This window comes from Methylocaldum sp. MU1018 (assembly GCF_053646775.1).
This window is the reverse complement of the sequence record NZ_CM132195.1, coordinates 3,533,282-3,557,853: the sequence shown is the minus strand read 5'-3', so window position 1 is coordinate 3,557,853 and position 24,572 is coordinate 3,533,282. Positions and strand designations below refer to the sequence as shown.

Sequence of the window (24,572 nt, the reverse complement as noted above, 5' to 3'; positions counted from 1 at the left end):
AGGTAACAAGAGCTTGGACATTCTTTTGGTGGAAGACGACGAGCGCATCGTCGAGTTCGTCAGGCGGGGATTGAAAGCCGAAGGGTACAAGGTGGATGTCGCCCGTAGCGGACAAGAGGCGGCCGCGCTCGGTGCGGCGGCGGCTTACCGGCTGATCATACTGGACCGAAAGCTGCCCGATCTGACCGGTCTCGAAGTGTGCGAGCGGCTGCGCGCCGGCCGCATTGATACGCCCATACTCATGCTGACGGCCATGGATACTGTGCAGGACAAGGTGACCGGCCTCCGCTCCGGGGCGGACGACTACATGACCAAACCCTTCTCGTTCGAGGAACTGCTGGCGCGCATCGAAGCACTGATGCGCCGGCGCGGAGGAGGGCTCAAGGCCGAGCCCAAGGAACTCTGCATCGCCGATTTGGTGCTGAACCAGGAGACCCACGAGGTTCGGCGCGGCAACCAGTCGATCGATCTCACGCCCAAGGAATTCGCCTTGCTCGAGAGTTTCATGCGGGCGCCCGGCAAGGTCTTGAGCCGGACCCGAATTCTGGAGCAGGTCTGGGGCTATAGCGCCGACCCCATGACCAACGTGGTCGACGTCTACGTCCGCCAGTTGCGGCGCAAGATCGATGAAGGCTACGACCAGAAGCTTCTCAAAACCGTCCGCGGATACGGCTACAAGATGGACGCCTCGCAGGAATCGGATCTGATGGCCCGGGACGGCGCGGGGGCGTGAGCGAGATGCCGGGAGCGGCCTGCCCCGGCCTCGTCACGCTTGCGGCGCAGCCGCCGGGTTGACGGCGGGCGGTTCGGAATGCCGGAATGCGCCGAATTCCGGCGCGAATCGCATCCCTGCGCGTCCGTGGGCGCTCGGAGGGTTTTCCGTTTCATCCTCGCCAATGCCTTAACGGATGTAAACCATGTGCCAGGTCCATTTTGTAAAGGATCATACCGGTTTGTACCCGTTTGGCCCCTCGCCCTCCGGGAGCGGGGATGGGGTGAGGGCCTGCGGCGGCCGGCGTGGCCTGGCGGTCATTTCGGCGATTCGACGGCGGTTTTTAGGTTCATTCATCCCCGGATCACTTGCCCGTCTTGACGTCGATTCCCCCCGCGGGCGGCGGTTTGTCGAGATGAGTGTATTGGAAAGTACCGAAAGGCTGGATCTGCTCGTCGCTGGGCAATTGCTTGCGGTCCCAGCCCCCGCCGAGCGCTCGGACGAGCGCGACCGAGGCCCTCAGCAGGTCTGCCTTGATCTGTATCGCGTCGATGCGGGCCGTGAGCGTGGCCACCTGCGCGTAAATGAGCTCGAGGCTAGAAGCCAGGCCGCCCCGATAGAGCTCCGTGGTCAAATTCTGCGTTTTGAGCGTGGCCCCGACGGTGGCGTCCTGGCGTTCGGCCGCCGCGGTCAGCCGGTTCGTCAGGCTCAAACCGTTCTCCACCTCGCGAAAGGCATTGAGTACCGTCGAGCGGTATAAATCTTCCGTCTCGCGATAGGCCGCCCAGGATTGCTGCAATTGAGCCCGGCGAAAGCCCCCCTGGAAGATGGGCAGCGAAACGGCGGCGCCGTAGGACCAAAAACTGCTGGCCAGCTTGATGAGGTTGAAACCGTTATCCTCGAACCCGCCGTCGAACCGGAAAGATACATTCGGATAAAACGCGGCGCGGGCGATGCCGATCTCCCGATTCGCTTGCGCCATTCGGCGCTCCATCGCGGCGATGTCGGGGCGGCGTTCGAGCAGGGTGGACGGAATTTTCGAAGGAATCCTGAAATTCGCCGGCGGGAGGGCATCGACCGGCTCGATCTTGAAGTTTGTCGGCACCTGGTTGACGAGGATGGCGATGGCGTGCTCCGCCACTTCGCGCTGGCCTTGGACCTGAGCCAATTTGGACTCCGTGCTGAACAGCAGGGATTCGACGCGGGCCACGTCGAGCGCCGAGGCGATCGCGCCGGCGAACTGGGATTTGACGAGGTCCAGCGATTGTTTGTAAAGGGCGATCGATTGCTCATAGATCGCGGCCTGCACATCGTAGGCGCGCAGCGTGAAGTAATCCGTCGCGATTTCCGCCTGTAGGCCGAGGCGCGCGAGTCCGAAATCGGCGGCGCGTTCTTCGGCGCGGTAGATCTCGGCGCGGGTCGCATTGCGGATTGCCGACCAAAAGTCCGGTTCCCAAGAGGCGAGCCCCCCGCCGATGACGGTCGAGTCATTGATTCGAGAGCCCGGCGCGTGGAAAAGGCTGTTTTCGGATTGCCTGTTGTTCGATGCGCCGAATTCGATGCCGGCTTGCGGGATGAGGCCGGAACGAACCTTCATCATCTCATCGCGGGCCTGTACGAAGCGCTCGGCGGCGGCTTGCAGCTCCGGGTTGGCCGCCATGGCCTGCGCTTCCAGCCGGTTCAGTACCGGATCGTTGAAGAGTTTCCACCAGTCCGGGCGCAATTCGCCGTCCGACGGTTTCGCCTCGACGAAGGGGCTCGAACCGTGCCATGAGGCGGGGGTCACGAATTGGGCCGGCTCATAGGCGGGCGCCAGATCGACCGCCGGACCTCTCAGGCAAGCCGACAAGCCGACCGGCAGCAGTAACATGCCGCCGCGCCGTACGCAGGTGCGAAAGAAACGTGACATTTCGGATTTCACAGGTAAAGGCATGCCCGTCATGGGGACGGGGAATGCTCTGTTGCAGAGAGTTTTTCCGGCTCGGCCGCTTCTTGAGCGAGGTCGTAGCCGGGCGCCGGCTTGACGATGCGGACCTGATCTCCCTCGAGCAGAGCGGCGCTGGGGTTGTTCACGATGCGATCGGTTTTGGAGATGCCCTCGGTCACCTCGATCGCCGAGTCCAGGATTCTGCCGATAGCGATCGGCTTGAAGTGAACGCGGTTCTCGCCGGATATCACGGCCACTTCCGCCCCGCGCTCCTGGAACACCATCGCGCTGGAAGGAATGACCAGCACGCCGCGGTCGACGGGCGCCGTCAGGCGAACCGTAGCGTACGAGCCGGGCCACAGCGCTTTATCCTCGTTATCGATGGTGAATTCGGTGACCGCGGTGCGGGTGTTCTGATCGAAGCCGCGGGCGACGGTCAGGAATTTGGCCGTGAAATGACGATCGGGCAGTTGCGGCACCGTCACGTCGGCCGTCAGTCCCGGTTGGAGGAAAACTCCGAAGGACTCCGGCACATTGACGAAGAGCCGCATGGTGTGGATGTCGGCCACGGTAAAGAGATTGCTGATGGCGCCCGGGGTGCTGATCGTGCCTTCCTTGTTGACATAGTCCCCGACGTTGATGTTGCGCACGGTCACCACGCCGTCGTAGGGCGCAACGATGGTTTTGAAGCGAATCAGCGCCTCGAAATTCCTGACGTTCTGCTCCGCCGCCCTGACCTTCGCCGCCTGGGCTTTCGCCTCCGCGACCTGCACCGAGATCGACTGCTCCGAGACCGCATGGTTGGTGCGGAGCGCCAGATAGCGTTTCGCGGTCAATTCGGCCAGAGCGTATTTGGCGCGCTCCGATTCCAGGTCCGCCTTGGCCTGCTCGTATTGGGCGTCGAGCGCCGGAGCATTGATCTCCGCGAGAACGTCGCCCTTTTGCACCTCGGCGCCGTAATCCTTGTCCCACGTCTTCACATAGCCCGAGACCTGCGCGTAGATCGGCGCCTCGAACCAGGCCTGAATATTGCCTGGGAGCGTGATGGTCTCGGCCGGCGCCGCCGTTTTGGCATAGATGACCGACACCGTCGGTACGGCCGCTTCGAGCGTTTCCTCGCGCAGCACGGCGGCGCCGAGCTGGCTCTCGTAGACCCGATAGCCCAGATACAGCACGCAAACCAGGATCGAGGTGAAAGCCAGTCCTCTACCTCGCAGGAACCTCTCACGTACGGCTTTCATATGAGTCATTCTCCTGTTGGCGGACCGTGCGCCGGTTATAGACGATGGCGTACACGCACGGCACGAAAAAAACGGTGAATACGGTGGCTACCGCCAGACCGCCCATGACGGCGCGCCCGAGCGGAGCGTTTTGGGAGTTTCCCAGCGACATCGGCAGCATGCCGATGATCATGGCCGCGGCAGTCATGAGTACCGGGCGGAGGCGGGCGGTTCCGGCTTCGATCGCGGCCTTGAGCGCATCGCCGTGCAGTTCGAGACGCTCGCGAGCGTAGGCCACGACCAGGATCGAATTGGCGGTCGCCGTGCCCATGGTCATGATGGCGCCGGTCAGCGCCGGCGTGGAAATATTCGTGTGGGTCAGGAACAAACACCATGCGATGCCCGCCAAGGCGCCGGGCAAGGCCGAAATGATGATGAAGGGATCGAGCCAGGACTGAAAGTTGATGACGATCAGGAGATAAACCAGCACGATCGCGGCGACGAGACCGCCGATCATCTCGACGTAGGTATGGCGCATGGTTTCCGCTTGACCGCGAATGGCCAGCTCCGCGCTGCGCGGCATTTCCTTCTCTATGCTGTGCGCCGCTTTTTCCACATCTGCCAACACCGCGCCGAGGTCGCGCCCTTCGGCGGAGACATAAATGTCGAACAGCGGCATGATGTTGCCGTGCGTGATCACGCCCGGCGTTCCGACCGCCGACAATCGGGCCACATTGCCGAGCAGTTTCGGGTCCGGATCCGTTTCCGACGAGTCGCCGCCGTCGCGATCGACCGGGACGGTCAACAGATCGTTCAGGCTCGTCAGTTGGGATTGCGGCGTGTAGACGTTGATCCGGTAGGACATGCCGGTCTTGCGATCGAGCCAATATTGCTGATCGACCTGCTGGCTGCCGGCGGTCGTCATGAGCAGATTGTCGCCGAAATCCTTCTGGGTGAGGTTGACGCCCAGCCCGAACGAGCGGTTGGCATCGACCAGCAGGGTGGGGGTGCGCATGGTCTGCTGAATCACCACGTCGGCAGCGCCGGGAATGCGGCGCAGTTTGCCCGCCAGCTTGCGGGCGAACTCATAGTTGTCGTCGACATCCGGGCCGTTGATCTGCACGTCGATCGGGGCGGGCGAGCCGAAGTTGAGGATCTTCGCGGTCAGATCGGAGGGCTGGAAGGTGAATTCGGTGCCCGGATAGCGCTCCTTCAGGCCTTTGCGAAGAATGCGCCGATAGTCCCATACCGGCGACTTTTCATCCTTCAAGGAGATGGTCATGTCGCAGTCCTGCGAACCGATCGTCGGCGTCGGAATGAAGGCGAGGTTATGCGGTCCGACCGGAAGGCCGCAATTGCTGATGACGCCTTCGACCTGACCGGGCAGTAACTGCGCGATATCCTTGGCGACGAGGGAGGCGATCCGCCCCGAAACCTCGATGCGCGTGCCGAGTGGCGCCCGCATGTGCATCTGCAAGGTCCCCGACTTGATCTCGGGGAAGAAGTCGCGCCCGTTGAAATAAAACAGAACCAGGGAACCCAGCGCCAGCGTCAGGGCGATTTTGACGAAAGCCGCGCGCCGGGCGATCGCCCGTTCGAGCCATGCCCGGTAGCGATCGCGAAACCGGTTGAAGCCGCGTTCGAACCGCTGCTGGATGCGGCCGAAGAAACTTCGCGCCCGCCCGGCCTCGTGCTCGGGGTCCGGCACCGGTACGGCGAAATGAGTGCCGCCGATGTTGGCCAGCGCTTCTTCCTCGGACTCCCGGTTGGTCAACTCATAGATCGCCTCGGCAGATTCGTCGATTTCGGGATGCCCGGGATGCGGATGCGCCTCGGGCGCGTTGTGGTCGACCAGAAGATACTTCGCCATGGTCGGCAGCAGCGTGAACGACAGGGCGAAGGAGGCCAGCATCGCGAAGATGATGGCTTCCGCCATCGGCATGAACAGCCAGCCGGATACTCCGCTGAGCTCGAACAGCGGGAACCAGACGATCGCGATGGCCAGGGTGGCGACGAAGGTCGGGAGTACGATCTGATTGGCGGCATCGATGATGGCGGTTTCGAGCGGCTTGCCCATGGCCATGTGAGTGTCGATGTTCTCGATCATCACGGTGGCGTTGTCGACGAGAACGCCCACGGCCAGCGCCAGCCCGCCCAAGGTCATGACGTTGATCGATTGGCCTATCTCGTGCAGGACGATGACCGAGATCAGAATGGAGAGCGGAATCGTGGTGGCGATGATCAGCGTCGGCCGCCAGGAGCCGAGCATCAGCAGCACGATGAGACCCACCAGCGCGGCGGCGGTCAGCATTTCGTGCACGACGTCCGAAATCGAATCCTTGACGAAGGTCGAGGCATCGTTGATGAGTTTGACTTTCACGCCTTCGGGCATGACCTTTTCGATGCGCGGGATCATCTCCTTGATGCCGTCGACCACCTCTAGAGTCGACGCTTCGCTGCTCTTCATGACGACGATCATGACCGACTGTTTGCCGTCCACCAGCACCGAATTCGTTTGCACCCGGCCCGCCAGACGCACGTCGGCGACGTCGCGCAAATAGATGAAGGCGTTTCCCTCTCGCTTGATCGGGATGTTGTTGAACTCTTCGAGTTGCAGCGCGGAGGCGTTGGTCAGGACGATCCAGTCGGTGGACTTGATTTTCATGTCGCCGCCCGGCAGCACGAGGTTCTGCTGACTGAGGGCCTTGTGCACGTCGGCCGGGGTGAGATGCCGGGCCAAGAGTTTCTGCTGGTCGAGATTGACCATGATCTGCATGTCCTGCCCGCCGTAGGGATGCGGCAGGATCGCCCCCGGCACGGTGACCAGCAGCGGACGGATGCGCATGATGGAAAGGTTGAAGAGCTCCGCCGGCGTCAGCGTGTCGGACGTGACTTGCAGCGTCGCGACCGGCACCGAGGAGGGGGCGAGCTTCATGATCATGGGCGGGGAGATATCCGGCGGCAACGCTTTGACCACCGTTTGTGCGATCGCCGCGATATCGGCCTCGGCGCCGCCGGTCTCGATTCCGTCCTGCAAGAAGATGTTGATGATGCTGCTGCCGAAGTAAGAATGGCTCTGGATGTATTTGATGCCCTCCACCGTCGAGGTCAGGAAGCGCTCGAATATATAGGTGATGCGCCCCTCGACATCCTTCGGCAACAGGCCGTCATAGGCCCAGACTACGGAGGTGACGGGAATCTTGATATTCGGAAAGACATCGGTGGGCGCTTGCAGCGCCGATTTGATTCCGAACAACACGATCAATATCGAAAGAACGACGAAGGTATAAGGCCTTCGCAGGGCAATGACGACAAGCTTGTTCATACGCGAAGTCCGCCGAGAGCGATTCGTTTTTCAGCCATTCGAGCACGGCTTTCCGGCGGGAGAGCTTTTGTTTTTACTTTAATGCCAGCAAAAACAGCTCCTTTGACCAGTGCCGGATATACCGCCTCGCCGACGGCGATCGTTAAGCAAAAAACCATTCATACCTCGATCTAGCGGCCGTGATGCGTCATAAAGTCCTGCTTTTGAATACCTTTTCGAATGACGACGCATGGCGGGCATGAAAATCCGTTTGCGATCAGTACGGCCTTCGACTCATGGGTTGTGCCGGTATCCGTAATTACGGTCGATCCCGTGCTCGGGCAAGAGTTCTTCATCCTAAAAACCGCGGTTGAATCGCCGGAATGACCGCCAGGCCGCGCCGGCCGCCGCAGGCCCTCACCCCATCCCCGCTCCCGGAGGGCGAGGGGCCAAACGCCCTTCGTCCTCTCATATCTGGCCGGCCACAAAGTGGTGGCGCCGCTGATCTCCCGGAGGGAGAGGGGGCAAATTCCCTTCGCCCTCCGGGAGAAGGGCCGGGGATGAGGGCTTAGGGCTTTCAGGTCGTTTCCGTCGGCCGGATTAGGTTAGGGCGCCTCGAAAAACCGTGCACTTCGCCCCGCTCGGTGCGAACGGTTCCCATCGGATCGATCGGTTCCGTTCATGCCGAACCTGTCGAAGCCTGAACGGGATCGGTTTTTCGAGGTGCCCGCCAATATGCGGTAAGCAGCATTGATGCCATGTTTTTTTGTAAATGGAATCAATGCGTTGTGATGGGGTGAGATCAATGCCGGTTGATATCAACCTCGATGTGCCGGGGGGTGGCTGAAAACCACCGCCTAAAAATAAAGCTTTATCGCAATAACAGGCCCCGGCCCGCGATCGAACCCGCTCCCGCACCAAGGCCATTCGCAATCTATCCTGGCCGGCGAATAGATACCGTTCCGAAATCCCTCATCTCAAAAATAATCCGATCCTCATCCGATTTTAATTTTTCCCTCGGCCGTTCACTCATCTTGCTCCCGTAGGCTAATCCTCGAAGGCTGCTTCCGCTCCCATGCGCAAGGACGCGCACAGGAAGCAGCCCTTCTCGATGTCGCGAGGAATAACAAGAGGTTCACGAACATGCCACTCGGTTTTGGAAGCGTATTCAGGGGACTTTACAAGCAGTATGGCCACACGGTGATCGTGCTGCTGAGGGTGCTCGACGTCGCGATGCTGCTGGCCGCCGCCTGGGTCGCTTTTTATTTCTGGCATCAAAAGTCCGTCGTCGATCAGGATCACCGGGTCGTGATCGCGCTCGGCATTCTGGGCGCCATCATCTTTTTCGAGATCGGGCAGATTTATCGTCCCTGGCGGAACGACGCGATGCGGGGGGAGGTCGTCCGCATCCTGCGCGCCTGGGTTTTGACCTTGGTTTCGGTCGTGTCGATCGTCGCCCTGGTCCGGCTGCATGTCTGGCTCGGTTCCAGCTATCGCTGGATCGCGACCTGGGGCGTGCTGGGCTTTCTCTTCGTGGTGCTCTCGCGGGCGGTGCTTTCGCGGGCGGTGCTTTCGCGGGTGCTGCGGGTGTTGCGCGCCCGCGGCTGGCAGCAAGGCCGGATCGTGATGGTCGGGCTGAATCGGATGGCGGTCGCCGCCAGCCGGCAGTTGAACGATTCGCCGTGGGCCGGTTTGCAGGTGATCGGTTATGTCGACGACCGCGCCAAGCCCAGGGACATGACCGGAGAGGTTTCGTTACCGCGGCTGGGCGGATTGAAGGATTTGGCCGCTCTCGTGGCTAGGGAGGCCGTCGACGAAGTGTGGGTGGCGTTTCCGTTCAAGGGCGAGGCGCGCGCGGAGCAGGTGCTGCACGAGTTGCGCCATTTGCCGGTCAGCATTCGGCTGGTGATCGACTGCCTCGCCTTCAAGATGAGCAAGTTCCTCAACCTGAACGATGTCGCCGGCATTCCGACGCTGGATATTTCGGTGTCGCCGCTGCACGGCATCAATCGCTACATCAAGGAAATCGAAGACCGTCTGTTGGCGCTGATCCTGTTGATCCTGGCGAGCCCTCTGATGCTGCTGATCGCCGCCGGGGTAAAGCTCGGTTCGCCGGGGCCGGTGTTCTACCGGCAGGTGCGGGTGGGTTGGAACAATCGTTCCTTCGTCATGCTGAAGTTCCGTTCCATGCCGGTGAACGCGGAGGCGAAGACCGGTCCGGTCTGGGCCAAGCCCGGCGAAAACCGCGCCACGCCGTTCGGGGCCTTCCTGCGCAAGACCAGCCTCGACGAACTGCCGCAGCTCATCAATGTGCTCAAGGGCGACATGTCGCTGGTGGGGCCGAGGCCGGAGCGCCCGGATTTCGTGGAAGTGTTCAAGGATCGGGTGCCGAATTACATGAAGAAGCACATGGTGAAAGCCGGCATCACCGGCTGGGCCCAGGTGAACGGCTGGCGCGGCGACACCGATCTCGCCAAGCGTATCGAGCACGATCTGTATTACATCCAGAACTGGTCGGTGTGGTTCGATCTGGAGATTGCCATGAGAACGGTCGTGTCCGGCTTCGTCAACAAGAATGCTTATTGATGCAGGTCTTGCGGGAGGGGGTAAGAGATGAACGCATCGTCAACCTTGGGTTCGCGGGTCGGAAAGCCGGGCGCCGCGGTCGTGGCTCTGTGGCTGGCCGTTTTTCTCCCCGGCTGCTCGCTGACGCCGGGCATGGACATGAAGCGGGGCGGCGAGCTTTCGGACGCGACCGTGCCGGTCATGAAGGACGGCAAGCTGGTCAAGGAAAAGGTAACGGTCGTTCCGATCACCGCCGATCTGATCATCGAGCGGGAAAACGCGCGGCTGCAAGACGCCAACAGTCTCGTTCTGCCGAATGCGGAGGCGAAACCGTACCGGGTCGGGCCGCACGACCGCTTGCAGATCACGTTTTGGGACCATCCCGAACTCAACGATCCGGGCGGCGAGGATATTCCTCCCGAACTGGCCGGCAAGGTGGTTCAGGACGACGGCACGATTTTTTATCCCTACGTCGGCACCGTTCACGTGGCGGATAAAACCGTGACCGAGATCAGGGACCTGCTGAGCCAGGGGCTTTCCAAATATTTCAAGCGGGTCAAGCTCGACGTCCGCGTGCTCGCGTTCCAGGCCCACAGGGTCAACGTGGTCGGCGAAGTAAAGAGTCCCGGCGTCCTGCCGATGGAAGAGACGCCGCTCACCGTCGCCGAAGCCATCAGCCGCGCGGGCGGGGTGACGCTGGAGGCGGATTTGAGCCACGTGACCCTGGCGCGCGGCGACAAGCTCTATCCGATCAATCTCCAGGCGCTTTACGAACAGGGCAACAACGGCCAGAACCTGCTGCTGATGGACGGCGACGTGCTCAACGTGCCCGACCGCTACGACAGCAAGGTATTCGTCACGGGTGAAGTGGGCCGGCAGCAGGCGCTGCAAATCCACAAGGGCAAGCTGACGCTCGCCCAGGCCATTTCGGAGGCCAACGGGGTCGACTTCAACACCTCCAATACGGAGGAGATTTACGTGATCCGGGCCGGACAGGCCAAGCCGGAAATTTTCCAGCTCAACGGGGAATCGCCCGACGCCTTGATCCTGGCCGAGCAATTTTCGTTGCAGCCGCACGACATCGTTTTCGTGGGCACGGCGGGCGTCACCCAATGGTCTAGGGTGCTCAACCAGTTGCTGCCGTCGTCCTTCAGCCAGGTCATGACGCGCGGAGCGTTCTATGGGTTCTGACGGATTTTTGGGTAGGCCGGAAAAGCACGTAGGATGCGGTGACGAAGGAACCGCATCAATCGCGAACGATGCGGTTCATGCCGGACATCCCTGTCCGGCACCCTATGGGCGGCTTTGCCGTGCAAACCGTCTGTCCTGCCGGTTTGTCACTTCGTTCAGCCCATCCTACTGCCTTGAGCGACTTCGAAAGTGCGAACGGATTTGCGACTCTTTTAACCGAATCGATACCTGGATTGAGTCATGAATATGCACGGTCAACACGAGATCAGCCTGCTTCCGCCGCCGAATCTGCCGCGGCTCGAGGAACCGGGCGTCAGCATCAGGGACTATGTCGATCTGTTGCTCGAAGGCAGGAAAACCATCTTGTTGACGCTCGCGTCGGTGTTGCTGGTGACGGCGGTCTATCTGGTCTTCGCGCCTCGCACCTACAAGGCGGACGCCTTGTTGCGGATCGACAAGAACAAGGCGCTGCTCACCGCCCCGCTACGCAGCGAGGCCAACCAGTCACCGGCCGAGGCGGAAAGCCCGAGGGCGCAGCGCGAGGTCGAAATTCTGAGATCCCGCTCGGTGCTCGGCAAAGTCGTGGACGGCCTGAACCTGACGGTGGAAGCCTCGCCCCGTTATTTGCCGCTGATCGGCGAGACGCTGGCGCGCTGGCACGATCCCCACGACGGCGTGGCCGGCGCCTGGTGGGGCTTCGGCCGCTGGGCTTTCGGCGGCGAGAAGCTCGGCATCGCCGACTTCGGCGTTCCGGATCGCTATCTGGGGAAGGATTTCACCCTGATCGCTCTCGACGGGGCGCGCTTTCGGCTGCTCGGACCCAAGGGCGAACGACTGGCCGAGGGACAGGTGGGCGATGCCGTCGAAATCGGCTTGGGTGAAGAGAAACCCGTCATCATCAAGGTCTCCGAACTCAAGGCCCATCCCGGCACCCATTTCAACCTGCGCCGGGAGAGCCGGCTGACGGCCATCGAAAAACTGAAGAAGGCGTTCTCCGTCAAGGAAGCGTCCAAGGATACCGATATCCTCAACGTCGAACTCAAGGGCCGCGACCCGCAGCAGCTCGCCAAGTCAGTCAACGACATCGCCACCACCTACGTGAATGCGACGGTGAACTGGGAGTCGGCGGAAGCCGGGCAAAAATTGGCCTTTCTCGAAAGCCAGTTGCCGATCGTGAAGGAGCGACTGGAACGCGCGGAGCAGGCGTTGAGCGCTTACCGCCAGCAGCATGGCGCGATCGACATTTCCGCCGAAGCCGAGGTGCTGCTGAAGCAGGCAGCGGAAATGGAAACCCTGGGCATCCAGCTCAAACAGAAATACGAGGAACAGAACCAGCGTCTCGAGGATGCGCACCCCGACATGATCGCCACCAAGGCCCAGATCGGCCGGGTCGAGCGCAAGCTGGCGGATTTGAACAAGCGGATCAAGGAACTGCCGCGCACGCAGCAAAACATGGTGGGGCTGTCCCGCGACGTTCAGGTCAACACCGAGCTGTATACCTCGCTGTTGAACAGCGCCCAGGAGCAGCGGATTGCCGCGGCCGGGTCGATCGGCAATTCCCGCATCGTCGATTTTGCGGTGGCGCCGGAAAAACCGTACTGGCCCAAGCCGATGCTCCTGCTGGCCATCGCCGGCGTGCTGGGCGTGACCGCGGGTTCGGCGATCGTGTTCCTGCGGAACTCGCTGCAGCGCCACGACAATTACCCCGCGCTGCTGGAATATCGGGTCGGGATTCCGCTTTACGCCGCCATCCCGCACAGCAAGAAGCAGAAGCGCCTGGCGCGATCGGTCGAGCAGCGTCAGGACCGCCCCGCCGTGCTGGCGAGCCGGGACCCGCACGACATCTCGGTCGAATCGCTGCGCGGCCTTAGGACGACTTTGGAAGCCACTCTGGCGAGCGACGAAAGCAAGGTCATCATGATCAGCAGTCCCGCGCCGGGCATGGGCAAGTCGTTCGTCAGCTCCAATCTGGCGGCGCTCTTGGCGAGCATCCGGAAGCGGGTGCTGATCATCGACGCCGACCTTCGCAACGGCCGGCTGCACGAGGCTTTCTCGGTCGACAAGGAAATGGGGCTGTCCGAACTCCTCAGCGGGTCGGCTTCGCTGGCCGAGGCGATCACCAGCCTTCCCGACGTAGGCGTGGACTTCATTTCGAGAGGACGGAACGTTTCCAATCCGGCGGAATTGCTGGTGCTCGGCGGCCTGGACGCCATCCTGGAGGACCTCAAGGCCTTCTACAACCATATCGTGATCGATTCGCCGCCGATCCTCGGCGCCACCGACGCCGCCGTCATCGGGAAGCATGCCGACGCCACCTTCCTGGTGGTCAAGGAAGGGCGCTACACCGCGCAGGAACTGGAAGTCAGCTTCCGCCGCTTCCAGCACGTGGGCATCAAGCCGAACGGCTTCATCATGAACGACATGAAGGAAGGTTCGTCGTATTACCCGTATTACGGGTATGCGTATCCGAAGGCGGTTTAGAAGGAGTTTGACGCAATGTTGAAAGAAGGAGATGTTCGCCTTCGGCGGGGATTTGTTTTAAAGCGGGGTGCCGCCCCGCACGCGGGCTACTCCGGCCGAAAGTTCCGGTGCTCGGCGCGGCAAACGGGACAATTACTTACTTACGTAAGCGGAGAGCGTTTTACATTCATCCCGTATGGCGCGCCCGAGCATTGCTGTCTGGAGCCGGATCGGCCCGTGAGGGGCGCGGCAGGAAGCCGCGCGGCGACAACGGCACAGGGACGTGCCTTTTGTCGCCTTCGGTTCCGGATGGCGACGCGCAGGGTCAGCGCGCCATCCGGGTGCCCTTTCTTTTGGTTCCTTTTCTTTGGGCAAGCAAAGAAAAGGAACTCGTCTGCGGGGCGAAACCCGCATTTAAAACCACCGCCGCGTTAGCGGCACCTTATAGAGATTGGCACTGCAACTGCCAAAAACGTTTTAACCGATGAAAATCCGACTCGAAAAAGACCTGCCCGTACTCCTGATCGCTCTGGTAAGCGTATCGGCGCTCGCGTCGCTGCCTCAGGTCGAATCGGCGTGGAACGGGGTCAAGGAGGTTTACGGGGAGCAGGATTTCGGGTTGCGCATCTTGCGCGAAGTGATGCTGGTGATCGTGATCGCCTATGCGGCGCTGGAGCGGCGGTTCTGGAACGGCGCGGCGACGGGCTCGATGTTCGCTTTTCTTGCGGTGGTCGCGAGCTATGCGCTGTTCGAGGTCGCCTACGCGCTGTTTCTGGATTTGCCGCTGGTGGTGCCGCTGGCCGGGCTCCGGGTGTTCGAATACCTGCCGCTGGCGCTGATCGGCTTCATGACGGCGAGGCTGGGCGCGGGCGAACACGTGGTTCGGAAATTCACGGCCTATCTGCGTTATTACATCGTCCTGCAAGGCGTCTTGGCCATCGCTCAGGCGCTGTGGTCGCCGCCTCTGGTCGGTGTGTCGATTCTGGGCGGCGGACGTCCGTTCGGCACCTTCGTCAGTCCCAATCTGTTCGGCGCGACGATGTCGACCTGCACGCTTTTCTTTGCCCTGGCCAAAGCGCCGAAGGTCCGGAAATGGATGTATGCGACCACCTTCCTGGCCTTGCTGAGCGGGTCGCGGACGGCCTTGCTCGGTTCTTTCCTGGTGCTTTTCTTCCAGTTCTATTCGGCGGTGCGCCCCCGCGACCGCTGGGCGCTGATCCTGCCCGCTCCGGCGCTCGCGGTCGGCGCGCTGCTGCTGGCGTCGAGCCCTTTGCTGAGCGGCCGCGACGATGCCGATCCCACCCAGGACGGCCGCATCACGCTGTGGCAAAGAATGCTGAGCAACAACATCAACGACCTGCCGGATCTTCTGTTCGGCTGGGGGCTAGGGCTCGGTTCCAACACCATCAACGTCCTGTTCGGCGCCGAGCATTTTCCGGGCCAGTTCGATTCGGACAGTCTGTACCTGTTTTTGCTCAACGGTTACGGGCTGATCGGCCTGTTGGCTTATCTGGCGTTCGCCTGGGTGTCGGCCAGGATGTCCGGCTATCCGCAAAAAGGATTGGTGATGACCTTCATTTTCGTGGCGGGCTTGCCGTTCAATCTTTGGGAGTATTTTCCGCAGAATGCGATGCTGATGTTTCTCTGGGGCGCGCTGCTGGGAACCGCGCGCGCGCCGGGTTTACGGCCGTCTATTGCGGCGCGCCCTGAATTCGACGCGCTCTCCCTCACCCCCGGCCCTTCTGTCAGGGGGAGAGGGGAGTTCAAGTCCCCCTCCCGTTGGGAGAGCGATTTAGGGTAAGGGCATGCGGAAGAGCGCAAAAGCCATGTCCGGCCGTACCGGCGCGACGGCGAGCAGATCCGCCGAGACCGGCGCTGGCCGGCGGATTTTCGGGGACGCCTCCTGGGCCTTGTTCGGCCAGGTCGGGTCGGGTCTCGTGCTTCTGCTCGGCACCCGGATCATTACCGAATTGGTTTCGCCCGAGGTATACGGGCAGGTCGCCTTGCTGACCGGCATCGTGGCGCTCGGCGTCGGCATTTTTGCCTATCCTTTCATCTGCGCGGGCATGCGCTTGCTGCCGGAGTGTCCGGACCAGGGACAGCGGGCGGCGTTGTACCGGGTCGTGCGCGGCCTGGCCGCGCGTTCAAGTTTAGTTGCCGTGTTGTTTCTGGCGTTTGGAGGGGCGGCGTACAGCCGAATGACCGGGTTCGATCCCGGGCTATTCGGGGTCGCTGCCCTGCTTTTTTTAGCCACCGTGCGCCGGGAAACGGGATTCCAGTTGTTGATCGGCGAGCGCCGGCAACGCGAAGCCAGCCTTTGGCAGACCAGCGACAGCATTCTGCGGCCGCTGCTGGCCATTCTGCTGGTATGGCTGTGGGGCGCGAACGCCGCCTGGGTGTTGCTCGGCTATGCTTTGGCCAGCATCGCCGCAAATACGGTGTGGTCATTCATTCACAGGCCGAAACCGAACGAACGGGCTCGGTATCGTCCGGCGCTTCTGCGGCGCTTCGGGCGGGATGCCTGGGCTTACGCACTGCCTTTGATTCCGATGGAATTCTTGTCCTGGGTCAGCGGCCTGGGCGACCGCTATATCGTCGGCTATCTGATGAGCGCGGCGGACGTGGGCGTCTACGCGGCCGCCTACACCCTGACCAACGAGGCCTTCAACCGGAGCGCCATCGTGCTGTTGCGCACTTTCCAGCCGGTCTATTTCCAGCATTTTTCGGCGGGCCGAACCGGGCAGGCGTTCAGGATCTTCGGAATCTGGCTGGGCTGCGTGGCCGCCCTGGGCGTCGCGGGCGTCGCCGCCCTGTTCGTACTGAAGGACTGGGTGGCCGCCTTGCTGCTGGCGGAGGCCTATCGTTCGGCGGCCGTCCTGATGCCGATCATCGGCGCCGGCTGCGCGCTGCAAGCCCTGGGAACGGTGGCGGCGCAACCGCTCCTGGCGGTCAAGCGGACCCGGCCCCTGCTGGCGGGCCGCTTGTGCGGAGCCGTCGCCGCGGCCGTCGCCATTCCTCTCATGGTCCAGGCGCACGGACTGATCGGCGCGGCCCTGGCCGCACCCGTTTATTTCGGCGTCGAGGCGTTGGTCATGACCGTGCTGGCGAGACCGTGGCGGAAGATCGGTACGGTTCGGCGGGAGGAGACGTGCGTAGTACGAAAATCCCCTCTCCCTCTGGGAGAGGGCTAGGGTGAGGAGGGAGAGCTTCGTAGGATGGGCAAAGCGTAGCGTGCCCATCGAATCCCGAGATGACGGGCACGGCCTAAGGGCCTTTGCCCATCCTACGCACCACAAGCCGTTGACCGGAACGATGATCCCCGCTCGCAAGCGTCGCATTTCGAAAATGAATTCAATTCATTCCGCAGGAGTTCGGTAAATGCCCATACCTCTGTATTTTTTCTCTGAAGCGGCCTGGGGCGAGAGCGATGCGGGACCGGCGCCGGCGAGCTCCGCCGTTTACGGGGAACTTCTGCGCGAGTGTGTGGCTTGCGGCGGCGGAAATCTCCGCTTCTGGCGCACGAAACGCTACCAGTACACCCGGAACGGCAGCGCCGAAGCGTTTCGGATCTGGCGCTGTTCCGAGTGCGGCACGGGCTTTTTGAACCGGCCGCCGCACGCGGATTGGCTGAAAACCATCTACCAGTACTCGGGACAGGCGCTCGCCGGGCCGGTGACGGCCGCCGACATCCTTGCGCGCGAAGCGAGGTTCCCGAACATCACGCTGGACGCCGCGCGCATGGCGCGCGAGGCCGACCGGCATAACGGTTCGGAAAACAAAAGAGCCCTGGATATCGGTTCGGGTTTCGGGTTTTACACGCAGGCGCTCAGAAAACAGGGTTATCGCACCGTCAGCATCAATCCAGGCCAATATGAAAATACCGTTTTCAAAGAGCTCAACGGAGACGAGCCGATACCCCTTATGTTCGAGTCTTTCGAGGATTCGGAACCTTATGGCGTTGTCATGATGTCGCAGGTGCTGGAACACCTTTTGGAACCGGAACGGGCGGTCAGAAAAGTATCCGGGCTGTTGGCGCCGGGCGGGGTTTTGGCTTGCGCCGTGCCCAATTTCGAATCGTTCGCGGTGAAGTTGCTCGGCACTCGGGACAATGCCTGCTTATGGGTGCCGGAGCACGTCAATTACTTTACTGAAAACGGTTTGAGACTATTACTGGAACATCATGGATTTAAGGTAATGAAAATGGAACAGACCACCCGGATTCAACCGAACGCGCTGTCGAAACGCATAAAAGCCGGAAAACGATTGTCGTCCTTCCTGGAATCCCTGGTGACGAACCTGCAACAGCCGTTTGCCCGCGTTATCAATGCGCTGGGAATGGGCTCGTACATCAGCACGTATGCCATCAAATCGTAGCCGGTTCAACGGAAGAAATGATATGAACGATCGTATGCTGACCGTGGTTATCTTGACCAGAAACGAGGAGGACAATATCCCCCGTTGCCTGGACGGAATACCCGAACGATATCCCATTGTCGTCGTGGATTCCGGAAGTACGGACAGGACTATCGAAATCGCCGAACGGCACGGCTGCACGATTTACGAAAATCCCTGGCCGGGATTTGCGGAGCAGCGCAACTTCGCGCTCCGGCACTGCAATATCCCAAGCCGCTGGGTATTGTTTATCGATGCGGACGAGATTTATCCGGCGAAATTCTATAACTGGTTCGAGTCGCACATCGCCGCCTCGGACTCGACCGACGTCGTCATGGTGCCGTCGATTCTTTATCTGCGCGGAAAGCGGCTGAATCATGCTCCCGGTTACCCGATTTATCATCCGAGACTGGTGCGCCGGGATACCGCAAAATTCGTCACCAATCATACCGGCCACGGCGAAGCCGTGCTCGATACCTGCCGAATTTCGTATTCGCCCATTCCCTACGACCATTATTTCTATCACGGCGAAATCGTCGAATGGATGCACAAGCATGTCGGCAAGGCGGCGCAGGAGGTGCGCCTGCATCCTACTGCAGGTGCGGCGATGACGGCGCGCGGCCGCCTGAGCGTGCGGCTCGGGCGCTCGGCGTTCAGGATTTTCGCCAGATTCCTGTATCACTACGTTTTGCGGCGCGGGTTTCTGGACGGCGCCGCGGGGCTGGAGTTCGCGCTGATGTTCGCCTGGTACGAAGCCACGATATACCTGCAAGCGAAGGCGGGGCGCGAATCGGAGGCGGGTTTTTTCGGAAACGCGAAACCTTGCTCGACGGTAATCCCTGAATAAGGGAGGAGGTATTTACCATGAAATGTTCGCTGATTCTGGCGACTCTGGGAAGGGACGCAGAGCTGATCCATTTTCTGAATTCTCTACGACATCAGACTTATCGGGATTTCGAGCTGATCGTCATCGACCAAAACGAGGACGGAAAGATAGATTCCATCCTCTCGCCGTATAAAATCCGGTTTCAGGTCAGGCATGTAAAAGTGGATTTCCAGGGAAATTCGAAGGCAAGAGATTACGGTATCCGCTTCGTTCGAGGAGATATCGTCGCTTTTCCGGACGACGATTGCGTTTACGAAAAAGACGTGCTGGAAAAGGTGGTCGAAAAATTCCGAAGCAAACCGGATGTCGCCATCCTGTCGGCCGGTTCTTACGATTTCTCGGAAACCCGGTTCAGCATAGGCGTTAATTCGAAATCGCCCAGATACTTTTCGCAGTTCTACATGATGGGCGTCGAGTTTACCCATTTTTTCAATCTAGCCAGAATGGATGGGAGCGAGTTTCATCTGGATCACGATTTCGGAATAGGGTCGAAATATCCCGGTGCGGAGGGATTCGAACTTTTATACCGGCTGCTGCGCGCCGGAAACAAAGCTTTTTACGACCCCGCCATAAAGATTCATCATGCCGATAAGGACAACTATAAAGTCGGCGCAGACAGGATGCTTTTATATTCCGCGGGCGTCGGCGCCTATATTCGAAAATTCACCAACGAATACGATTTATCGATGCTGTATTACATTGTCAGAAAGATGTTTGTCGCGCCTTTGCTGAAAATGACCGTGGCCGCCGTACTGCTGAACCCGAAGAGATTGGTTTATTCGTATAACAATCTGGTCGGCATCTGGCGCGGCTTTTGCGCGTATGGGAGATAAGTCCGTGGGCCATACGATGGATGCCGGCGTCGTGTCGACGCACATACCTCCGGCCAAGGGTTACGGCGGAGTTTCGGTAACGGCCGGGATTTTGACCGAAGCATGGTCGGAATTGGGCCACAGGATTTCGCTGGTGGCCTCCAGCGAATCGATCGATCGCCGTTTGCAGCCGTCGGATGTCCGGCTGGGCGATACGATCGAGGTCGCTCTTTATCGTTCGTACGGGTTCAGGCGCTGGGGCTTCGGGCTCGGCGCCATTCCCAGGCTGTTCGGCTTGTGCCTCAAGGCGCCGGTGGTCTATATCCACGGCATCGCCACCTGGCCGTCCACCCTGGCGGCCATTTTTTGCGTGCTGCTCGGGCGCCGCTTCATGGTGGCGGCGCACGGCGGCCTGATGCCCGAGCATGTCGCCCTGATCCGCCGGCGAAAGCCGCACAAATGGCTGTTCTATCGATGGCTGACCTTCCCGACGCTGCGGCGTGCGGTCGCCGTTCATTGCACCAGCGACACCGAGGCGGAAGGGGCGAGAAACGTGCTCGGCGGGGATGCCCGCATCCTGCTGGTTCCGAACGGCATCGACAGCCGCGCCGTGGCGGTCGCGGACTATCCGGAAGGAGACGGCGTCCGGATTTGCTTCCTCGGCCACATCCAAGAGGAGAAGGGCATCAACGCCTTCATCCGCGCCTGGCTCGAGACTCGGCGGGCGTCCGACCGACTGGTGGTTGCCGGGCGCAGCGTGGACGGAGCCTATTTCCGGGAGTTCCAGTCGCTGGTCGAGCAAGCCGGCGGAGCGATCAGCTACCGGGGCTATCTGGGACGGGCCGAGGTCGCGGCGCTTCTGGCGGAGAGTCACTATCTCGCGCTTCCGTCCGGTCTCGAGGAAACCGGCGGCATGCGCGAAAACTTCGGCAACGTGGTGGCCGAGGCGATGGCCGCGGGACGCCCGGTCCTGGTCGCCAGAGGTTTGGCCTGGGATCACGTCGAACCGATGGCTGCGGGCTTCGTCTTCGAGCGCCGCGAGGAATCGGTGCGCGAAGTCCTGCGCCGGACGCAGTCGCTGAGCCGGACCGATTGGCAGCGGATGTCGGAAAACGCTCGCCGGTACGTCGAAACGCATCTCGATCCGGTCAAACTGGGCGAACAGGTCTGGGAGGTACTGGTGGGGGCGAGATCCGGTGTCTCGCCCGAGCGGGCGCTTTTTTGCAGGCCGGATTAAACGAAGCGTATCCGGCAGAAAACCAGATTCATCCTAAAAACCGCCGTCGAATCGCCGAAATGACCGCCAGGCCGCGCCGGCCGCCGCAGAGGGGCCAAACGCCTCGCCCGGCCTTCAAAACGCCCGCTCCCTTTGGGCGAGGGGCGGGTGAGGGTCTTGGGGGAAGGGCCGGGGATGAGGGCTTAGGGTTTTTCAGGTCGTTTCCGACGGCCGGATTTAGATTCATTCGTACCCACCGGAGTTCTTCCATGACCCAAATCGGCCTGATCGTTCCCACCCTGAATGCGGGCAGCCTCTGGCAATCCTGGCTCGACGCGTTCGAGCAACAAACCCGAAAGCCCGATTGCCGCCTGGTCATCGACTCTTCGTCCAGCGACGACACGGCTGCCCTGGCGCGCTTCCGCGGTTTCGACGTGCAGGTCATCGCCAAGACCGATTTCAACCACGGCGGAACCCGCCAGTTCGGGGTCGGCCTTATGCCCGAAGCCGAGATCATCGTATTTCTGACCCAGGATGCTTTGCTCGCCGGTCCCGACGCCATCGAGCGTCTCCTGCAAGCGTTTGCCGACGAGCGGGTCGGGGCGGCTTACGGCCGCCAGCTTCCCCACCGGGACGCCAAACCGATCGGAGCGCATGCGCGTCTTTTCAATTACCCGCCCGAGAGCCGGGTGCGAAGTCTGGACGATCGCCGCGAACTGGGCATCAAGACCGTCTTCATCTCCAATTCGTTTGCCGCCTACCGGCGCAGCGCTCTGTTGGAGGTGGGCGGTTTCCCCGTCGACACCGTCATGAACGAAGACACCTTCGTCGCCGGCAAGATGCTGCTGTCGGGCTGGAAAATCGCCTACCGCGCGGATGCCGAGGTTCACCACTCGCACGATTATCCGTACGCGGACGAATTCAAGCGCTATTTCGACATCGGCGTGTTTCACGCCCGCACCCCCTGGCTCCAGCAGATTTTCGGAAAAGCGGCCGGCGAAGGTCGGCGCTACGTCCTGTCGGAACTTCGCTATCTCGCGAAAAACGCGCCGTGGCTGATGCCGTCGGCCCTGCTCCGCACCGGTCTCAAGTGGCTGGGCTTCAAAATCGGAAGCTCGCTGCACCGGAGGCTGCCCCTGTTTCTCAACAGGCGGCTCAGCCTGCACAGGGCTTACTGGCGTCGGGCTTTGCCCTGAGGCCATCTTCCGCTGGAGGCGTCCGGCATGAGCAAGGCGCAAGGAAAAGTTCGGCTGGCGTTGTTTTTCGGATGGCTCTCGTCCGGCGCGGTCGCGGCCGGGGATTCTGGGTCGGTGGGTCCTTTGATCGATGCGGCGAAGCAAGGTAACTCGGTCGTCCGCCGCGAGGCGGTGGAGAAATTGGGCGAAACCGGCGATCCGAAGGCGTTCGATTCCCTCGTCGGCGCCTTGCGCGACGATGATCCCGAGGTTCGGCGGAAAGCCGCGGAAGCGTTGGGCGAGCTCAAGGACGCGCGGGCCGTCGAGCCGCTGATCGGCGGATTGAAGGACGGCGATTCGGCAGTGCAATGGGCGGCCGCCGCGGCATTGGGGGAAATGGACCGCGCCGCCGTGGCCCGGCTCGTCGACGCGCTCGAGGATGCCGAACCCGGCGTCCGCTGGGGCGCGGCGAAAGCGCTGGGGGACATCGAGGACCCCGCGGCGGCGGCGCCGCTGATCGGTGCCTTGCAGGACATCGACGCCCAGGTCCGCCGGCAGGCCGCGGAATCGCTCGGAAATCTGCGGGACCCTCGGGCGCTGGCGGCGCTGGCCGAGACCCTGAAGGACGACGACCCCGCAGTGCAATGGGACGCTGCGGTGGCGTTGGGACGCCTGAATGATCCCCGGGCCGCCGGCCCCTTGATCGCGGCGCTCAGGGACAGCGAAGTGGGATTTCGCGCCAAGCTCACGGAAGCGCTGGCGGCGCTCGGCCCGCCCGCCGCGGGACCTCTGGCGGAGGCGCTGCGGTACGACGATCCGGAGATTCGGGCCGGAGCGACGGAAGCTCTGGCGGGCATCGGCGGTGCGGCCGCCGAATCCTTGATCGCAGGGTTTAGGGACGACGATGCCGAGTTCCGGAAAGCGGCGACGGGCGCGCTGCTGGCGATGGAACCGGCGGCGCTCGGCCGCTTGACCGCCGCGTTGCAGGATGCGGATTGGCGGATTCGCTCCGCCGCCGCATCGGCGCTGAGAAAGGCCAAGGATTCGCGCGCGGCGGATGCCGTCGCCGCCAAAACCCGGGATGCCGCCCGAACGGCCGAAACCTATGGCGAACTGATCGAAAAGGGAGAGCCCGGAACCGAGGACCGGCTCATCGATGCCTTGAGTCTGCTGGGAAATCCGCAGATGGCCGTGGATTTCATCAACAGCGGAAACTCGGCGCTGGAAGCGGCCGCGCGCCGATGGCTGGAAGACCGCGGCCGCGCGGCGGCAACTTTTCCGGTCAAAGGGCAAGGGCCTCATTGGGGCGGATCTCGCGCCCTGCCGTAACCCTTTTTATCAACCCGCGGATCGCCGATCCCGACGAACCCCCTTCCATTCGGGAGAGGGGGTTCGAGAGGACGCTCGGAGGAAAGATCGGCCGTTCCCGGCGCTTGCCGCCAATATCGTTCGAGCGCCTAATCGTGCGCTGCCAGCGGGTGGTGCGCCACTTCCTCCTGTGCGATGACTTCGGCCGGCGTGGGCGATCCTTCGACCGCGCGCTTGATCGCCAGTTTGGTCGCCTCGTAATTCCAATCTTGGATCTTGCCGTCGTCGTCCGCTTCCCAGTGGATGAACACGCCCACGCAGATGAAAATATTTTCGGCCTCGTGCGCCGGGATGACGCCTTCCTTGACGCTGTCCGCCACGGCCTTGGCTACGCCGCGCTGAGCCGGCCCGAACATCTGGGTGGCCTGCTTCTCGTTCTTGATCTCGACTTTGTTGAACAACACCGTGGGCGGCTTAGTCATGAGATTGGGTGCGACCAGCGCCAGCAGAGCGTTGTCGCCCCGCTTTTGATTCGTCAACGCGATGCAGAATGCGGTTTCTGCGTTACTGCCCCGCGGCCCCATGATCAAATCGATATGAGCGACCTCCTTGCCTTCTCCCACCAAGGCTTCACCTATCAGCACCCGATCGATCTTTTGCGTTTGCATTTGCATGGTATTTCCCTCCTTTGGATGCGCTTATTGAGTGAGACGAACCATTCGTTCCGATTGCAAAGCCGGCTCTGCGTCCGGAATATCAACCTTAGAGCAGGAGTCGAGCGAAATCGTTGCAGGCTCTTGTTCGAATGGCTTGCTCCGTCCGCACCGATCCCGGTCAAGGTTTCCCGGCCGGCTTTTTCAAAAAGTTAAATAGGCCGAAACCGCCGGGCGTGTCATTTAATCAATGGCTTGGAGCCGAGACGACCTGGGATTGATGGTTGCCGATAACAAAAAATTAAAACCGGATCGGTACCGATAATATCGCGCACTGGATATGGCGATCGGCCCGGGCGACGAGGGGCAAGGCTGTAAAACTTGTTAATATAACAGGCATGAGACGATCGAATGCCGCTTGTGTTATGTCAATATGATTATGATCGTCGCGTCGGATTCGGTGAGTAAAACTACATTATTACAGGAATGCAACATTCTCTGACGTCGTACTCCGTTTCATTGCTCTCATTGGCTGAAATGAGCCTGTTTTAGCGGGAATATTGGCAAGATCGTTTCAATTCGATGACATGATTCATAAAGTATATAAATCATGTCATCGCATAAGTGAATAAAGGGTTTTATACTTTTTCAGAAAGTTAAAGTTTTAGCTCCTAAAATCGGCAGCCGGGGCGCTTAAAACCGAGTCATGAGCCATGAAAATCGTGCTCTCTCAAATAAAAATATAGCTAAG

At 61.2% G+C, this 24,572-nt stretch carries 17 protein-coding genes; 12 read left to right on the top strand and 5 right to left on the bottom strand.

All coding sequences use genetic code 11. The features are described from left to right. Window positions 1-13: 13 nt before the first annotated feature. The gene (locus ACWJKU_RS16290; protein WP_454143935.1) at window positions 14-733 is read left to right on the top strand and encodes a response regulator transcription factor; all 720 of its coding nucleotides are present in this window, start codon (window positions 14-16) and stop codon (window positions 731-733) included. Between the two features lie 343 nt (window positions 734-1,076). On the opposite strand, the gene ACWJKU_RS16285 is transcribed toward ACWJKU_RS16290, so the two are convergent. The 4 genes from ACWJKU_RS16285 to ACWJKU_RS16270 are packed head-to-tail and all read right to left on the bottom strand — an operon-like array spanning window position 1,077 to window position 7,342. Further along, complete coding sequence (locus ACWJKU_RS16285; protein WP_454143933.1) at window positions 1,077-2,621, bottom strand: efflux transporter outer membrane subunit; 1,545 nt, start codon at window positions 2,619-2,621, stop codon at window positions 1,077-1,079. A 29-nt stretch (window positions 2,622-2,650) separates the two neighbouring features. Further along, window positions 2,651-3,880, bottom strand: coding sequence for an efflux RND transporter periplasmic adaptor subunit (locus ACWJKU_RS16280; RefSeq protein ID WP_454143931.1), 1,230 nt, complete (start codon window positions 3,878-3,880; stop codon window positions 2,651-2,653). Beyond that, complete coding sequence (locus ACWJKU_RS16275; RefSeq protein ID WP_454143929.1) at window positions 3,864-7,184, bottom strand: efflux RND transporter permease subunit; 3,321 nt, start codon at window positions 7,182-7,184, stop codon at window positions 3,864-3,866. The genes ACWJKU_RS16280 and ACWJKU_RS16275 overlap by 17 nt, the downstream gene beginning before the upstream one ends. Beyond that, entirely contained in the window at window positions 7,181-7,342 is a 162-nt protein-coding gene (locus tag ACWJKU_RS16270) for a hypothetical protein (protein WP_454143927.1), read from the bottom strand. The genes ACWJKU_RS16275 and ACWJKU_RS16270 overlap by 4 nt, the downstream gene beginning before the upstream one ends. A 964-nt stretch (window positions 7,343-8,306) precedes the next feature. Here ACWJKU_RS16270 and ACWJKU_RS16265 point away from each other — a divergent pair. The 11 genes from ACWJKU_RS16265 (at window position 8,307) to ACWJKU_RS16215 (ending at window position 23,189) form a co-directional block, all read left to right on the top strand. Continuing rightward, complete coding sequence (locus ACWJKU_RS16265) at window positions 8,307-9,749, top strand: undecaprenyl-phosphate glucose phosphotransferase (RefSeq protein ID WP_454143925.1); 1,443 nt, start codon at window positions 8,307-8,309, stop codon at window positions 9,747-9,749. A 27-nt stretch (window positions 9,750-9,776) separates the two neighbouring features. Then, window positions 9,777-10,919 carry a polysaccharide biosynthesis/export family protein gene (locus ACWJKU_RS16260; RefSeq protein WP_454143923.1) on the top strand — a complete coding sequence of 381 codons (1,143 nt, stop codon included), beginning with the start codon at window positions 9,777-9,779 and terminating at the stop codon, window positions 10,917-10,919. Between the two features lie 240 nt (window positions 10,920-11,159). After that, complete coding sequence (locus ACWJKU_RS16255) at window positions 11,160-13,400, top strand: polysaccharide biosynthesis tyrosine autokinase (protein WP_454143921.1); 2,241 nt, start codon at window positions 11,160-11,162, stop codon at window positions 13,398-13,400. A gap of 463 nt (window positions 13,401-13,863) precedes the next feature. Then, window positions 13,864-15,180 (top strand): O-antigen ligase family protein, encoded by a 1,317-nt coding sequence (locus tag ACWJKU_RS16250; protein WP_454143919.1) that lies wholly within the window; start codon window positions 13,864-13,866, stop codon window positions 15,178-15,180. Between the two features lie 4 nt (window positions 15,181-15,184). Then, the gene (locus ACWJKU_RS16245; RefSeq protein WP_454143917.1) at window positions 15,185-16,570 is read left to right on the top strand and encodes a lipopolysaccharide biosynthesis protein; all 1,386 of its coding nucleotides are present in this window, start codon (window positions 15,185-15,187) and stop codon (window positions 16,568-16,570) included. Between the two features lie 187 nt (window positions 16,571-16,757). Beyond that, on the top strand, window positions 16,758-17,753 hold the full coding sequence (locus tag ACWJKU_RS16240) for a methyltransferase domain-containing protein (protein WP_454143915.1): 996 nt from the start codon (window positions 16,758-16,760) through the stop codon (window positions 17,751-17,753). A gap of 22 nt (window positions 17,754-17,775) precedes the next feature. Then, window positions 17,776-18,618: a glycosyltransferase family 2 protein gene (locus ACWJKU_RS16235; protein ID WP_454143913.1), complete on the top strand. Its 843-nt coding sequence runs from the start codon at window positions 17,776-17,778 to the stop codon at window positions 18,616-18,618. Between the two features lie 17 nt (window positions 18,619-18,635). Continuing rightward, the gene (locus ACWJKU_RS16230) at window positions 18,636-19,490 is read left to right on the top strand and encodes a glycosyltransferase (RefSeq protein WP_454143911.1); all 855 of its coding nucleotides are present in this window, start codon (window positions 18,636-18,638) and stop codon (window positions 19,488-19,490) included. 4 nt (window positions 19,491-19,494) lie between these two features. Further along, window positions 19,495-20,706 (top strand): glycosyltransferase family 4 protein, encoded by a 1,212-nt coding sequence (locus ACWJKU_RS16225; RefSeq protein WP_454143909.1) that lies wholly within the window; start codon window positions 19,495-19,497, stop codon window positions 20,704-20,706. A gap of 248 nt (window positions 20,707-20,954) precedes the next feature. Next, complete coding sequence (locus ACWJKU_RS16220; RefSeq protein ID WP_454143907.1) at window positions 20,955-21,881, top strand: glycosyltransferase family 2 protein; 927 nt, start codon at window positions 20,955-20,957, stop codon at window positions 21,879-21,881. A gap of 27 nt (window positions 21,882-21,908) precedes the next feature. After that, entirely contained in the window at window positions 21,909-23,189 is a 1,281-nt protein-coding gene (locus ACWJKU_RS16215; protein WP_454143905.1) for a HEAT repeat domain-containing protein, read from the top strand. A 128-nt stretch (window positions 23,190-23,317) separates the two neighbouring features. Here the strand turns inward: ACWJKU_RS16215 and fae are convergent, their stop codons facing one another. Beyond that, a complete protein-coding gene (fae, locus tag ACWJKU_RS16210; protein ID WP_454148165.1) occupies window positions 23,318-23,836 on the bottom strand; it encodes a formaldehyde-activating enzyme in 519 nt (172 codons plus the stop codon). Window positions 23,837-24,572: the final 736 nt, after the last annotated feature.

What these genes read in the sequence shown, in the direction of transcription:
- ACWJKU_RS16285 (WP_454143933.1), bottom strand. Translation starts at nt 2,621, where the DNA reads ATGTCACGTTTCTTTCGCACCTGCGTACGGCGCGGCGGCATGTTACTG.
- ACWJKU_RS16280 (WP_454143931.1), bottom strand. Translation starts at nt 3,880, where the DNA reads ATGAAAGCCGTACGTGAGAGGTTCCTGCGAGGTAGAGGACTGGCTTTC.
- ACWJKU_RS16275 (WP_454143929.1), bottom strand. Translation starts at nt 7,184, where the DNA reads ATGAACAAGCTTGTCGTCATTGCCCTGCGAAGGCCTTATACCTTCGTC.
- ACWJKU_RS16270 (WP_454143927.1), bottom strand. Translation starts at nt 7,342, where the DNA reads ATGGTTTTTTGCTTAACGATCGCCGTCGGCGAGGCGGTATATCCGGCA.
- ACWJKU_RS16265 (WP_454143925.1), top strand. Translation starts at nt 8,307, where the DNA reads ATGCCACTCGGTTTTGGAAGCGTATTCAGGGGACTTTACAAGCAGTAT.
- ACWJKU_RS16260 (WP_454143923.1), top strand. Translation starts at nt 9,777, where the DNA reads ATGAACGCATCGTCAACCTTGGGTTCGCGGGTCGGAAAGCCGGGCGCC.
- ACWJKU_RS16255 (WP_454143921.1), top strand. Translation starts at nt 11,160, where the DNA reads ATGAATATGCACGGTCAACACGAGATCAGCCTGCTTCCGCCGCCGAAT.
- ACWJKU_RS16250 (WP_454143919.1), top strand. Translation starts at nt 13,864, where the DNA reads ATGAAAATCCGACTCGAAAAAGACCTGCCCGTACTCCTGATCGCTCTG.
- ACWJKU_RS16245 (WP_454143917.1), top strand. Translation starts at nt 15,185, where the DNA reads ATGCGGAAGAGCGCAAAAGCCATGTCCGGCCGTACCGGCGCGACGGCG.
- ACWJKU_RS16240 (WP_454143915.1), top strand. Translation starts at nt 16,758, where the DNA reads ATGCCCATACCTCTGTATTTTTTCTCTGAAGCGGCCTGGGGCGAGAGC.
- ACWJKU_RS16235 (WP_454143913.1), top strand. Translation starts at nt 17,776, where the DNA reads ATGAACGATCGTATGCTGACCGTGGTTATCTTGACCAGAAACGAGGAG.
- ACWJKU_RS16230 (WP_454143911.1), top strand. Translation starts at nt 18,636, where the DNA reads ATGAAATGTTCGCTGATTCTGGCGACTCTGGGAAGGGACGCAGAGCTG.
- ACWJKU_RS16220 (WP_454143907.1), top strand. Translation starts at nt 20,955, where the DNA reads ATGACCCAAATCGGCCTGATCGTTCCCACCCTGAATGCGGGCAGCCTC.
- ACWJKU_RS16215 (WP_454143905.1), top strand. Translation starts at nt 21,909, where the DNA reads ATGAGCAAGGCGCAAGGAAAAGTTCGGCTGGCGTTGTTTTTCGGATGG.
- fae (WP_454148165.1), bottom strand. Translation starts at nt 23,836, where the DNA reads ATGCAAACGCAAAAGATCGATCGGGTGCTGATAGGTGAAGCCTTGGTG.